At 60.9% G+C, this 12,332-nt stretch carries 8 protein-coding genes and 1 pseudogene; 4 read left to right on the forward strand and 5 right to left on the reverse strand.

Going from position 1 to position 12,332, the window contains the following annotated elements; genetic code table 11:
• The first annotated feature begins 7 nt into the window (after positions 1–7).
• Genes KDL09_RS01420 through KDL09_RS01435 form a run of 4 tightly spaced genes read left to right on the forward strand, consistent with a single transcriptional unit; the run spans position 8 to position 3,891 of the window.
• Positions 8–805 carry a hypothetical protein gene (locus KDL09_RS01420; protein WP_294380580.1) on the forward strand — a complete coding sequence of 266 codons (798 nt, stop codon included), beginning with the start codon at positions 8–10 and terminating at the stop codon, positions 803–805.
• 9 nt (positions 806–814) lie between these two features.
• The gene (locus tag KDL09_RS01425; RefSeq protein WP_294380582.1) at positions 815–1,363 is read left to right on the forward strand and encodes a sigma-70 family RNA polymerase sigma factor; all 549 of its coding nucleotides are present in this window, start codon (positions 815–817) and stop codon (positions 1,361–1,363) included.
• Positions 1,360–2,934, forward strand: coding sequence for a LamG-like jellyroll fold domain-containing protein (locus KDL09_RS01430; protein ID WP_294380585.1), 1,575 nt, complete (start codon positions 1,360–1,362; stop codon positions 2,932–2,934). Before KDL09_RS01425 ends, KDL09_RS01430 begins: the two co-directional genes overlap by 4 nt.
• A gap of 51 nt (positions 2,935–2,985) precedes the next feature.
• On the forward strand, positions 2,986–3,891 hold the full coding sequence (locus tag KDL09_RS01435) for a hypothetical protein (RefSeq protein ID WP_294380586.1): 906 nt from the start codon (positions 2,986–2,988) through the stop codon (positions 3,889–3,891).
• Between the two features lie 169 nt (positions 3,892–4,060).
• Here the strand turns inward: KDL09_RS01435 and KDL09_RS01440 are convergent, their stop codons facing one another.
• The 5 genes and pseudogenes from KDL09_RS01440 to KDL09_RS01460 all read right to left on the reverse strand — a co-directional run.
• On the reverse strand, positions 4,061–7,027 hold the full coding sequence (locus tag KDL09_RS01440) for a PSD1 and planctomycete cytochrome C domain-containing protein (protein ID WP_294380587.1): 2,967 nt from the start codon (positions 7,025–7,027) through the stop codon (positions 4,061–4,063).
• 41 nt (positions 7,028–7,068) lie between these two features.
• Complete coding sequence (locus KDL09_RS01445) at positions 7,069–7,941, reverse strand: right-handed parallel beta-helix repeat-containing protein (protein WP_294380589.1); 873 nt, start codon at positions 7,939–7,941, stop codon at positions 7,069–7,071.
• Positions 7,942–7,968: 27 nt separating this feature from the next.
• Positions 7,969–8,121, reverse strand: a complete 153-nt coding sequence (locus KDL09_RS01450) for a hypothetical protein (RefSeq protein WP_294380591.1) — start codon at positions 8,119–8,121, stop codon at positions 7,969–7,971.
• Between the two features lie 27 nt (positions 8,122–8,148).
• Positions 8,149–11,853, reverse strand: a complete 3,705-nt coding sequence (locus tag KDL09_RS01455) for a protein kinase (RefSeq protein WP_294380593.1) — start codon at positions 11,851–11,853, stop codon at positions 8,149–8,151.
• A 128-nt stretch (positions 11,854–11,981) separates the two neighbouring features.
• A pseudogene (locus KDL09_RS01460) lies at positions 11,982–12,332 on the reverse strand (gfo/Idh/MocA family oxidoreductase); the annotation flags it as partial.

Below are 12,332 nucleotides of genomic sequence, written 5' to 3' on the forward strand. Positions count from 1 at the left end.
CTTTCCAATGAACACACACCTGATTTCAAAGCATCCGTTCCTCTGCTCGCTCGCGCCGATCGTCGCGCTGCTCACCCTCTCGACTACCGTGCGTGCGGCCACGGACGATGATGAGAAGGACCTCGCCATCGGCGAGATCGTTCGTGTCGAGGGCAACGGCATGGTCGTCGGGAAAAAGGGAGAAGAGCGGACCATCCAGTTCCCCAAAGATGTGAAAGTTGCGTTCGTCGGCTTCAAGGGCATTGGGCAGCCAACCGACACACCGAAGGCCGGTTATGGAATTCGTGCCGCCATCAGCGGCGGTGACACCGTCAAGACCGCCACCATCGTGCCTGCGGTTCCTCCGCTTGAGCAGATCCCGGACAAGCACAAGCGGACTGCAGCGGAACTCTTCAAGGTGACCGATGAAAACCAGAATGGCGCCGTCGATTACGTCGAGTACTCCCACCGCATCGAGCAGTCCTTCAAGCACATGCCGGCGAACTTTCCCAGGATGGACAAAGACGGGGATGACGTCCTGAACCTGGAGGAATTCACCGCCTCGCTGGATCACCTTGACTGGTGGGTGTTCTCACGAAAACCGGCCGAGGAGTGGGTGCGCATCGCCGACATCGACAAGAGCGGCGAGATCGAAGAGAAGGAACTTGGCGAGATCATCTTTGGCCATCACACCGACTTCGCAAAAAACATCCGCGAACTCGATCTCGACAAATCGGGAGGATTGTCGGCCGTAGAATTTCAGGGTTACATGGACCGGAAAATCCTGGGTGTGAAGAGTCCCAGAAAACCCAAGAAGAGCGAATAGCAGGACCGCATGAGCGATGCCAACTCCCAGCACGAAGCCTTTGTCCGCCTGTTCTCCCGGCACGAGGGCAGCGTGCGTGCGTTTGTCACATCCCTGCTGCCAAACTGGGAAGGCGTGGATGAGGTGATGCAAGAGGCCAGCCTCGTGATGTGGCGGAAGTTCGATCAATTCGACCCCAACAAGCCGGACTCGAGCTTTCTCAGCTGGGCCTTCGTCATCGCACGTTACGAGGTGCTCATGTATCGCCGCAAGCGGGCCACGGACCGCCTGGTGTTCAGCGAGGATGTGTATGAACTGCTGGCCGCCGAAGCCAGTGAGTTCGCCGAGGATCATCCACATCGGCGCGACGCCTTGAATCGCTGCCTCACACGACTCGAGCCAGCGCAGAGGCAGCTCATTCATGTGGTGTATGCGGACGGAGTGTCGATCAAAGAAGCTGCCTCCAGAGTTGGTCGAACGCCCACCGGGCTCTACAAGGCCGTGGCTCGCATCCGGCAGACACTTTTGCGCTGCATCGAACTCACGATTTCAGAAACACGATTGAAGGAGGGGCTATGAACGAAGACCAGACGCATCGCCAATGGATTGACGGCTATTGCTCGGGCACGCTCACCGAGGCGGAGTTTGCGGCATTCGAACAGGCGCTTCGTGAACATCCCGAACTGCGTCGAGAGTTGCTGGAAACCCGGATGCTGGATTCCGATCTGCGCGACCACGCGTCAGGAGTCATCGCCTTCAGCGCCGGTTCCCAAGCGCCGCCTCCGCAGACGCGCACCATCCGTCGAATGCGGTTTGAAGTTCTGGCCATGGCGGCGGTCATCGCAGTCATGGTCGCAGCCTTGGGCATTCTGTTCCTCCGCCAGCCCCCGGCAGCGGAGGAAGCGCTCGATCACGGCGTCGCCGTGCTAACGCGGATGCTCGACGCCGAGTGGGCGAATGCCGATCTCCGCGCGGGCGACTCCATGGCGCCCGGAAAATGGCGGTTGGAAAAGGGCACGGCGGAGCTGGAATTCTACAGCGGTGCGTCCGTGATTCTGGAGGCGCCCGCCGAACTCGAGATCGTTTCGGAAAGCCGCGGGACGCTGCTTCTGGGAAAACTGCGTGCGCAAGTGCCGCCGCAGGCCCACGGCTTCACCATCACCACTTCCGAAATCGAACTGGTCGATCTGGGAACATCCTTCGGCATGGAAGTGGGACCGGCCACCGGCACGGCCGTTCATGTCTTCGACGGGGAAGTCGAATTGTTCAGGCCCAAGGCAACGGCCGCGCCCCGTGTGGGTGAGTCCCTGTTTGCCGGCGACGGTCGAGCCATCGATCCGACGGGACAAACGGCAGAGATCCCGGCTGATGGAGGGCGGTTTCTCAGTCGCACCGATCTTGACCAGATGACGAACGCCCACCTTGAGAGGGGTTTGCAGACATGGCGGGACACAGTGGCGTCGATGCGGGAGCGGGGAGGACTCATCGCGCACTACGACTTCCAAGCCCCTGAAGACCGGTCCCGCACGCTCCCTAACCTCATCCCCGGTGGTGATCCCAGCATGGATGGTTCAGTCATCGGTGCGACGTGGGCAGGCGGTCGTTGGCCCGGCGATTCCGCGCTCGATTTCAAACGGCCGTCGGATCGCGTCCGCATTGCCGTACCAGGCGCGAGGAAATCGATGACGCTTGTTGCATGGGTGCGGATTGATGGCTTTGACCACAAGTTCAGTTCCCTGCTTCTCAGCGACGGATGGGGACACGAAGGCGCGGTCCATTGGCAGATCCGCGACGATGCGCGCATTTCCCTCGCGATCCGCTATGGAAAGAGGGACAAGTCCTTCTCCTCCATCGCACCGTTTCCGATGCAGCCCTCGGACTTCGGTCGCTGGATGCAGCTGGCCGTGAGCTACGATGAGAACTCCGGAATCGTGACGCACTATCGAAATGGCGAGGTGATCGGCACGACGCAGGAGACACCCGGCCTTCCACTCGTCATCGGGAACGCGGAGATCGGAAACTGGACTCCGGCACTGCGCAAGGAGAGGGAGCTCCGCAATTTCAACGGCCGGATCGATGAGCTCATTATTCTCGAACGGACATTGTCTCCGGACGAGATGGCGACGCTGTATCAAAAAGGAAGTCCGTAGTGCTTCACTCCTTTGTTTTCGATCGCCTCTCATCTCAAAACCATCAATCCCATGAAACAATCGATGCTTGGTCTTCCACTCGCGCTGGCGATTTCTTGGATCTTTGGCACCTGGGCCAAAGCATCCGATGAGATCGTCATGAAGTTGTTGAGGCCGAAGCCCAAAGGGGAGCAGGTCAGTCCGACTTGGATCGAGATCAATTACCTCATCATCGACGCACGCCATCCGAAAGGGATCAAGAAACTACAGTTGTGGAAGCCCGGGGCCAAGAAGGCGGAGCGCTCTTTCACGGAGGCGGACCGCCACCCGTCGGGATACTTCTTCTACAAGAGGCGATTCAAGTCGGGAGAAGTTCGTGACTATCAGATCCGCTATTGGCCAGGCGGAACGGATCCGGACGTGGATCCACCCGCCATCAGTGACGTTTCCTTCCCCGTTGAATACCGCGACCCGAATCCTGAATTTCCGGACTATCTGGGATTCACGAATCTCAGCGATGGGGAAGTTATCGCCGCCAACGATCCCACGAAAGCCGATGACCTCACCTACATCTACCTTGATTGCATCGATTCGAGCGGCCGTTGGGGGGAAGGCACCTGGGCAGCAGGCGCGCATGTCGGCTACAAGGACGACGATGGGATCAGGTGGGTCGAACTGGTGATCCACGGACCCGACGGAGAAACGGTTCTGCGCAACGAGTCGGCACTGATCTTTGACAAAGACCAAGCCTACCATGGGCCGTATTGGGGGGAGCCCGTGGACCCGGAGCAAACGAAACGACCGGATGAGCCCTGGCCGGAGGACGTGAAATGGAAACCGATCGAGGGCTTCGGGCTGTACGAGTTTGCCGTGCCCCTGAAGCCGGGCGAATACCGGTTGAGCATCCGGGCGCGGAACAATGACGACAAGCTGCTTGAAGGACCCGCCATTTCCATCACAGCAAGAGATCCGTCTTGAACTGACGGGGTCAATTCCAGACGACGGCCGAGCCTGGATTTAAAGGCAGCCAGATTGGCTTTCGCCAAATGACGCACACGCTCGAAGCCAGCTACAGGTACGTGAGCGTTCAGGGCGTGAAGTGAACGCGACCCGACCTTTCGGCAGCAAACACGAGGGTTGCATCACATCACGGGATATAGATGAACTCGTTGAGGTTGATCAACGCGTGGCAGAACTGCACGAGCGTGGTGTGCGAATCGGCATTGGTGTGAAGCATCGCGATCGCGTGTTGTTGCTCGTTAGTGTCGGGCTTGCGGCCGAGCGTGCGCAGAAACGCGGTCTCGACCTGCTTCGCGGCGTCGTCACCGGCGAAGAGATAGACCTTGTCCGCCAGCGCCTCGGCGCGGCGCATCATGAAGTCGCTGTTGAGCAGGTAGAGCGGCTGCAGTGCGACGGTGGAAACGCCGCGCTGCGGGCAGCTGGCGATCAATTCCGGCGCATCGAACATCTGCATGACGTCCGGCATTTCGCTACGGCGCTGGTAGAGATAAAGCGTGCGGCGCAGAGCCTTTTCCTCGCGCTCCGGCGTCACACTCGGTCCGCCGCGCGTGCGGTCGAGTTCGCCGGTGGCCACGAGCACGGCATCGCGAATGGCCTCGCCTTCGAGACGACGACGCGGCCAGTTCCACAGCAGTGTGTTTTCCGGATCGACGGCCGCATTGGCGTCATTGTGTTTGCGCTCCTGGCGATAGGTCGCGGAGAGGACGATCTGACGATGGATGTGCTTGGTGCTCCAGCCGTTTTGCATCAACTCGGCGGCCAGCCAGTCGAGCAGTTTGGGATGGCTCGGCGGCGATCCCTGCGTGCCGAAGTCGCTCGGCGTCGGCACGATGCCTTTGCCAAAATGATACTGCCACAGACGGTTCACCCACACGCGCGAGACGAGCGGATTCTCCCGGTCAGTGAGCCATTTGGCGAGATCACTGCGCGTGAGGCCCTTGGATGAATCAGGCGTGCGACCGAGCACCTCCGGCCAGCCGCTTGTCAGCTCCGGCCCCGGTCGCGCGACATCGCCGCGGATGAGGAGATGAGCGCGTGTCGTTTTCAAATCTTCCGCGTCCCACGGAATCGGATCGCGGTTCACCACCGGCAGGCGTTTGATGCCTGGATCGCTCGTGGCAGGCGCGTGAAAGCCCCAGGTGTGCGGCTCCGTCGTGTGGGCGAAGGTCTTTTTCTTCACCAGCTTGTCAGCTTCGCTCTTGTAGAACTTGTAGGCGCCGCCGGAGATCCAGTTTTCGAGATCGGTGGGATTCGGCGTCGCCGCATCACGCAGGGTGAGATTGCCGAGCTGGCCGTTCACAAAGAAGGCCTGCAGGCGGTAGTAGTCGCGCTGGCTGAGCGGATCGAATTTGTGATTGTGGCACTGCGCGCATTCCATCGTCAGGCCCATCACGGCGCTCCCGGTGGCGTTGACGATGTCCACCAGCACGTCGTTGCGCTGCACCGCCTTGTTCATGTCATTGCCGCTGATGCGCGCGGCACCGAGGAAGCCGGTGGCGATGAGTTTTTCATCCGAATACGGCTTCAATTCATCGCCCGCGAGCTGTTCGGTGATGAAGCGGTCGTAAGGCTTGTCGCGATTGAAGCTGTCGATGACGTAGTCGCGGAAACGCCACGCATACGGACGCGGGATGTCATGCTGATGACCATGACTTTCCCCCCAGCGCGCCAGATCCAGCCAGTAGCGCGCCCAGCGTTCGCCGTAGTGCGGGGAGTCGAGCAACTGATCGACAAGGTGCTTGTAGGCATCCGGTGATTGATCCGAAACAAAAGCCTCCACCTGCTCCGGCTTCGGCGGCAGTCCCAACAGATCGAGGTAAAGCCGGCGCACCAGCGTGCGTGGTGAAGCCTCTGCGGCCGGCTGGATGCCTTTCGCTTCCTGCTTCGCGGCGATGAACGCATCCACCGGCGTGCGAATCCAGCCCTCGCGTTTGACCGCAGGCACGTTCGTTTTGCCGACGGGCTGGAAGGCCCAGTGATCCGACGTGGCGTTTGGCGAGGGCAGCAGCTTTTCGTCCCAGGCGATTCCTTGATCGATCCAGGCCCAGAGCAGCCCGATTTCTTTTTCCGTGAGCGCTTCGCCACCGCCTTCGACCGGCGGCATGCGTTCCTCCGGCGTGGTGGAGCGCACATGCTCGATGATCTTGCTCTCCAGCGCCTTGCCCGGTTCCGCGAGCGGATCGCCCGTGCTGTAACCGAGGATTTCGTTGCGCACATCAAGCCTGTAGCCGGACTTCGATTTCGCGCCTTCGTGGCATTTGAAGCAACGCGTTTTCAGCAGCGGATACACGTGCTGCACGAAGTCCACCTTCTCCTTCCACACGAAATCCGGCGCGCTCGGCGGTTTGGGTGCTGCCTGCGCGATCGGTGGTGCTGCACTGCGCTTCAGGACGTCCTGCCAGGTGCGGCTGAGCACGAGGTCATCGACGTAGAGCTTGTCGCTGCGTTCCGTTTTGCGTCCTGTGCCGAAACCGATCCAGCGCACGAAGTTCACGCTCTGCGGATGCTTGATCGTGGCGTCCGGCTTGTCGAGTTCGTCGGCCTTCGGATCAACCCAGAGATCAAAGCGGTCGAAGTCGGCGCGTTCCTCCGGCTCGCTCTTCGAGAGCCGGCCCACCACCGAATACGTCCTGCCACGCTGCATCTCCACCGTGCTCCACGCGGTCTTCGCCGAGCCGATGCGCACAATGAACACCGTCTTGCCCTTCTTCGGTCCTGTGTCCGCCACATGCACGCCGATGTTCGGCACGTTCTCCGCATGCACCGCCCGGTCTCCGCCATCGAGACGATCCAGCCACATCACAAAGAACTCGCCTTCATCCTCCGGCGGATCGTAGCGAAACTGAAACCGCACAAACAGCTCCGCTCCGCGAAACGGCTGCGCCAACTCGCGCCGCAGCGGATTGTTCCGATCCAGCGTGCCCTGAATCATCACGCCGCCCTCCGGCGCCAGCACCGCCGGACGGATGGCGGAAAGCTTCCACGCATCGAGCGAGTCCAACGAATCCTCAAGGATGCGATCCTCCGCCCCGACATGCGCGGAGATCAGCGCAAGCTGGAGGGCGAGGAGGCAGGTGATGGCACTACAAGTCACGATCATGGGTTAACGCCACACATCTCCTCGACTTGCGCCCTTCACTTCCGCCACACGTTGCCGGACTGCTCCACCACGGCGTCGCCGCGGATGACGATGTCCTGCGTCTGGTCGTGGATGAGGCAGTTCGTCACACGATGGGTTTTGCCGTCGAAAAAGAAGGCCGCACCGAGATTGTGATGCACTTCGCAGTTTGTGTAGGTCGTGACAGCGTCGCCCACGTCCGCCACGCCGCCGGCATTGGAGCCGTTCCAGGCGATCTCGGAATCCACGACATCCATCTGCGCCGCTTCATGGGCGCTGATGCCCTCGTCACCGTTGGAGAAGGCCTTCACGTTTTCCAGACGAATGCCCAGACGATCGCCGTGAATGTTGAAGCCGTCGTTCGCCGCATGCAGGGCGGTGATGTTACGCACCGTGAGGTAGGAGCAGGCGATGTTGACGCAACTCGCCAGTCCGGGAGGCGGCAGGAAGATCTTCGCCGCGCCGGGCGTCTTGCCGGCGGGCCAGCGGAAGTAGATCGAGCCGTCGTCTTTGAATCCCATCTCGCCCGGTTTTAGCGTCTCCGCCGCCGCGTAGATGATCTTGTCTTTCTCGCCGCTCTTCTGCTCGGCCGCCCGGTCGCGGACGATGCGGACGGGCACCTCCTCGATGAACAGCGCCGCGCGTTGCGTGTCCGCCACCGGCGGATGATCGGCAAACGCCCCGCGCGAGGTCCACACGTCGCCTTTCTTCTCCCACTCGTGCGCCGTCACATCGATGCCGAGGTCGATGACCATGCCCTTGCCATCAAACACCGCCGGCTCCTCCGGCGTGCCGCCGTCCTTCAACGTCAGCGGCATGCGTCGAATTTCCTGGCTGAAGGCGGTGGTGGTGACGAGAAGCAGAACGAGGGCGGAAAGGCGTGAAAGCATGGTCGAAACCAAACTGCATCTCGCGGCTCACGCTTTCCACAAATCTTCACCGTGGCTCCAGCCGTCGCGCACGGGCTCCTTGATCCATGCGTCGAATTCGGGCGCGCCTTTGACCTTCATGTTGGCGCTGTCCCACTCGATCGTCTTGCCGGAGCGGATGGCGAGCACGCCGGTGTTCACGATGTGATCGACACCCCGGGTCGCTGTTCAGTCCAGATTCTTGAACCGCATGTCCTTGATGAACCAGGCGCCGGTTTTCGAATTGGCCTGAATGGCGATGGCGCCTCCGGATTTACGGAAGCCGCGGTCCTTTTGGCTGGCGAGGGAGGGCAGGGTGGATCGGTCTTTGGGTTCGACGAAGTCTTGGGCGATCTGGCCGTTGATGAGGCAGAGGACGCGGTTGTCTCTCACGCAAATTCGCATGTCGAACCAGTCGTTCTGATCCGGGAGTTTGATGAGGGGCGGGGCGATGCCGTAAACGGCACCGGTGAGATTCTCCGGTTTGCCGCCAACGGCGAGGTTCACCTCGTATCCGGTGCTGGGATGGCCGAGCGACTGCCACTGGCCGGGATCCGTGTGGAAGTAAATGCCAGAGTTGGCATCGCCGGTGGCGCGGGCTTTGAACATCAAGTCGAAGCTCTTGATGGCCGCAGGCCGGCTTTGTCCGAGTGAGAGGAAGAGGTAGGACACTCCGCGGTCGGTAACTTGGACCCGCAGCGCGCCGTCTTGAAGTTGAAAGTCGCTCGGGTTGCCGGTGAGCTTCCATTGACTGAGATCGGGGTCACTGAGCAGGGGCTTCCATTCTGGACCTGTGCCGGGGTCGCCGAGATTGATCCCGGGGTACTCGAGCGTGTCCCGAACGACCAGATTGCGGAACGCGATCTCGCCATCGGCGGCCGAAGCGCGCAGGATGAAGTGGCTGGGCGATGTGATGGGTCTGCCCATTCTATGGGTGTTGTTGGATTGATTGGTGAGAAAGACAGTGCTCTGCACCTTTGATCCCAAGACACGAAAACGCTGCCATTCACCATCCTTGACTTGGGTGGAACCCGGGGAGGTTGTTGCGCCCGTTTTGTGATCGATTATACCGCCCGTGAGCACGGGGGCCGACACTCCAGAACCCACGATCGGTACCTCCCACCCCTCATCAGGCCTGGAGGATGTGGCGAAGAAAATCATGCCTCCGCTGGCCTTGGAAGAAACGCGGAACTCACCGAGCAAATCGACATTGAGCGAGGAAAGCGGGTGAGCGAGGAGGCTGTCTGCACCGCGGCAGACGAGGGTGCCGTTTTCCACCTTCCAGGCAGCAGGATTGGCCGTCTGCCAGCCGGTCAGGTCACGACCGTTGAACAGCACATGATCAGCTGTGGGAGCGGGTGCGGGAGACGGCGCAGGGGTGGGGGCGGGAGAAGGCACCGGTGATGGAGTCGTGGCGACTGCTGCGGCCGATGGTGCCCCGGCTGATGAATCAACCACCACACGGAAACCCATGGACGTGGCCTTGCCGGCAAATCCCGGGATGGGCTCTTCTTTTCCTTGAGTGATCCAGACATTGTTACCCCAGCTTCCTCCCCGGCAGAGGTGGAGATTCTCGCCAGACCTTACCCACTCCCACACATTGCCGAACATGTCGAAAAGACCGTTCTCGTTCGGTGGGAAGGAGCCGACCGGCGCGGTGAAAGGAAAGTCATCCACCAATCCCAGACCAAAGTTCCCAACCTCCTTTGAAGACTGTCCGCGCCTCCACGGCCTTTCACTTCGCCGCGTCGCTAATTGCTGCTCGGTCTGACCCGCCCAGCGGATTCCGGCCGCCCAGTCCCACTCTTCCGACGTCGGCAGGCGACAGTTCATCTTTTCCTTTTTGGAAAGCCATTCACAGAACTTGTTGGCCAAGTCAGCCGTCACTTGGACCACGGGATGGTCTGTGCCCTGCTCAATCCCCCCATCCTTGACGCCCCGCCACTTGGCAGGCACATCGTTTTCCACCGCGAACGCCGCATAGTCCTCCACCCGCGTTTCCCAAACGCTGAAAAAGAGCGTCGTTCCCGCAGTCGGACCGCTGCCGATCTTCACGGGCACGAATTTCATGCCGAGGCTGTTGGTGAAAGGACCTGTGGGTGCGAAGACGGCTGCGTCATCAACTTGCTTTCGGTAAGCGTCGATCGCGCGCGCGCTGTCGAGATCGCCGGATTTGACGAGGGAGACCTGGAGAGCGTTGAGCGATTTCCCGAGCGCAGCTTTCAGTTCCTCTTCGATCCTGGCGGTTTCACCGTCGAAGATTCCCCGCAGTTTCTTCAGAGAGTCAGGCGTGCTGTCGTCGAGCGCGGGCAGGGCCGGCAGCGGCTGGACCTTGAGGATGGCGGGCAGTTTCTCGAGCGTGTCCGCGTAATGGTTGGCGCGTTGGATGGCCTGATCCATTGCCACCACATGGGTGAGGTTGCCACTTTGGGTGGCGCTCTGCTTGGCGGCGGCGAGGGCGTTCCGATACTTTGTCGTCAACTCGCCAAGCTGGGTGGCCCGCGCCATTTGATAGTTGGCAACGCGGGTTTGAAAGCCTGAGAGTTTTGCCAGCATCGTAAGCGGATCTTCCTGCTTGGGTTCCACAACAGGCGATGGCTGTGTTGCAGCGGGCGATGGAGAAGCAACCGGCTTCGAATGCATCGCGGGTGCGGGTGTCTTCACCGGAGTTGTTGGCATGGGCGAGGGCACCGGGCTTTTGGACGCGACTACCGGATCCGCCATTTTGGGAACCGGAAGTTTTTGCACAGTGACGCGTTTCTGTTCAACGGGAGGTGGTTGTGATGGTTCAGCCACGGTTTTGTCACCGGAGTCTTCCTTCCCCGAACCGCCCATGAGCACGAACGCCAGGGCACCAAGCACGACGACTCCTCCCACCACCGCCCAGATCATGCCGCCGGATGACTTGGACCCAGGAGAGGGCTCTGGTGAAGATGCAGGCTGTTGTGCAGGAGAGGCGGGCCGACCCACAGGTCGCTGCGGACGTTCTTTCGTGGGCAGGGCAGCGGGTGCTTTTTTCGCCTTCTCCTCCACCTTCACCACCGGCTGCGTGAGGATCGTGTCGAGATCAAGACGCAGCTCGGCAATCTGCTGATAGCGCAGTTCACGATCCTCCTTCATCGCCCGGGAAATGATGTCGTCGTAGCGTTGATCGAGATCCGGAACCTGTTTGGATGGCAGCTCAAACATGCCGTGCGGCACCTTGCCGACGAGCATCTGATAAAGCATCACGCCAACCGCATAGATGTCCGCACGGTGATCGGTGGAGCTCCCCAGCATCAGCGCCTCGGGTGCCATATAGTGCAGCGTTCCCAGCGCCATCCCGCTCTGCGTCAGGCCGGCAGATTCACCGCCGGCGTTCATTTTTGCCAGCCCGAAGTCCGCCACTTTCACGACGCCGTCGTAGCCCACCATGATGTTCGCCGGCTTGATGTCCCGGTGGATGATGCCCCGGGCGTGCGCAAACTGCAGCGCATCACACACGTGCGCGGTGATCGCCAACGCGTGCGCCGTGGGAAGGCGGCCTTGTTCCGCGATCATCTTCGCCACATCCGTGCCCTCAATGAACTCCATGACAATGTACAGCAGCCCGCTGTCGGTCTCGCCGAAATCGTAAACCCCGACGATGCCCGGATGCGCGAGCTTCGCCATGGAGCGCGCCTCATTTTTGAAGCGCTCGGCAAAACTGGCGTCCGCCTCATCCAGCGCGTTGGAGAGGATCTTGATGGCTACGGGTCGGTCGAGTGTGATCTGCCGCCCTCTGTAAACCGCTCCCATGCCACCGCGGCCGAGTTGTGCGGTGATCTCATACTGCGGCAGCAGTTTCTGCAACTCCTCCGCCGTGGGTGGCACCCATGCGCCGGAGGAGGTCCCGCTGTTTGACGAGCTGGCCATGCTCCGAGACTAGGGACTTTGCCCCTACGGGCAACCCATTTTAAGATCCTCAACACACCATCACAAGAATCGCAAACAAGCGGGAGCTACGAGCGAAGCATGGTCGAAACCAAACTGCATCTCGCGGCTCACGCTTTCCACAAATCTTCGCCGTGGCTCCAGCCGTCGCGCACGGGCTCCTTGATCCATGCGTCGAATTCGGGCGCACCTTTGACCTTCATACCGGCGCTGTCCCACTCGATCGTCTTGCCGGAGCGGATGGCGAGCACGCCGGTGTTCACGACTTCCGTGAGCGGGCAGGCGTAGTCGAAGTGCGATCCCGCGTGTGGAATGTCGCCGCGGATGGCGGCAAACAGTTCGCCGATCGGCTCGCCCGCAACGGAGCGTGGCAGCGGCTTGCGCCGCAGGATGTCGATGAGCGGCGTCATGCGCTCGCGCGGCCAGAGCTGCGGGCTCTGCACGCGCATGCCTTCGGAGAA

Origin of the sequence: Prosthecobacter sp. (assembly GCF_020439865.1) — a bacterium.
In the GTDB taxonomy this organism is placed as follows: domain Bacteria; phylum Verrucomicrobiota; class Verrucomicrobiia; order Verrucomicrobiales; family Verrucomicrobiaceae; genus Prosthecobacter.

What these genes read in the sequence shown, in the direction of transcription:
- KDL09_RS01420 (WP_294380580.1), top strand. Translation starts at nt 8, where the DNA reads ATGAACACACACCTGATTTCAAAGCATCCGTTCCTCTGCTCGCTCGCG.
- KDL09_RS01425 (WP_294380582.1), top strand. Translation starts at nt 815, where the DNA reads ATGAGCGATGCCAACTCCCAGCACGAAGCCTTTGTCCGCCTGTTCTCC.
- KDL09_RS01430 (WP_294380585.1), top strand. Translation starts at nt 1,360, where the DNA reads ATGAACGAAGACCAGACGCATCGCCAATGGATTGACGGCTATTGCTCG.
- KDL09_RS01435 (WP_294380586.1), top strand. Translation starts at nt 2,986, where the DNA reads ATGAAACAATCGATGCTTGGTCTTCCACTCGCGCTGGCGATTTCTTGG.
- KDL09_RS01445 (WP_294380589.1), bottom strand. Translation starts at nt 7,941, where the DNA reads ATGCTTTCACGCCTTTCCGCCCTCGTTCTGCTTCTCGTCACCACCACC.
- KDL09_RS01455 (WP_294380593.1), bottom strand. Translation starts at nt 11,853, where the DNA reads ATGGCCAGCTCGTCAAACAGCGGGACCTCCTCCGGCGCATGGGTGCCA.